A 575-nucleotide genomic window follows, 5' to 3' on the forward strand; every position below is an offset into this window, starting at 1 on the left:
GGCGCAACACTCGCGTCTGTGCGCTTTCGAACATTCATGCCCCCTTCAGGTATGCTAGTTCTATGCATCATCCGGCGAGAGCCGGACAGGGATGGCTCATCGGCCAAGACGGCCGTCCTCAGCCCGCAATCCCTGAACAGGGGCTGGGTCATGGAGCATGGCCCAAATATCGCAGCACGAAGAGCGGCGAATTTGGCGGTCCGCATAGAACCAGTATCGAGTTTCGGCAGTTGACTCCGGGTGGATCCGAACCAGCAACTGATTTGTTCGGGCCAAGGATAAGTTTAAAAGCTAAGCCGGCACACATGAAGGACCTCCGACGACGTTTGGAAAAGGTCCGCGCTGACGCCAGAGAGTTTATGCTGATGAGTCAGCAGGCGACGGACATAGAAAAGCGCGAGCTGTTTAAGCGCTTGGCGGATGAACTCGCCTTCGAGGCTCTCGAGCTTGAGCTAATCGTCAAGAAAAATGAGCGAGCTAATCCGTGCGACCAGCACGAGGTCGTGGAGTTTAAGCCGCCCTCTCAGCGAACGCGTGGCTGATGCGGAAGAGGTCAAGCCGGCTAGATCGGCGTG

The 575-nt window shown here is 56.9% G+C and carries 1 protein-coding gene; it reads left to right on the top strand.

What is annotated here, in order from left to right; genetic code table 11:
- A partial coding sequence (locus tag IVB32_RS05865; protein ID WP_247372081.1) for a hypothetical protein occupies positions 1 to 542 on the top strand: 542 nt, incomplete at its 5' end.
- Between the last annotated feature and the right edge of the window lie 33 nt (positions 543 to 575).

It is taken from the genome of Bradyrhizobium sp. 23 (assembly GCF_023073295.1).
Lineage (GTDB): Bacteria > Pseudomonadota > Alphaproteobacteria > Rhizobiales > Xanthobacteraceae > Bradyrhizobium > Bradyrhizobium canariense_D.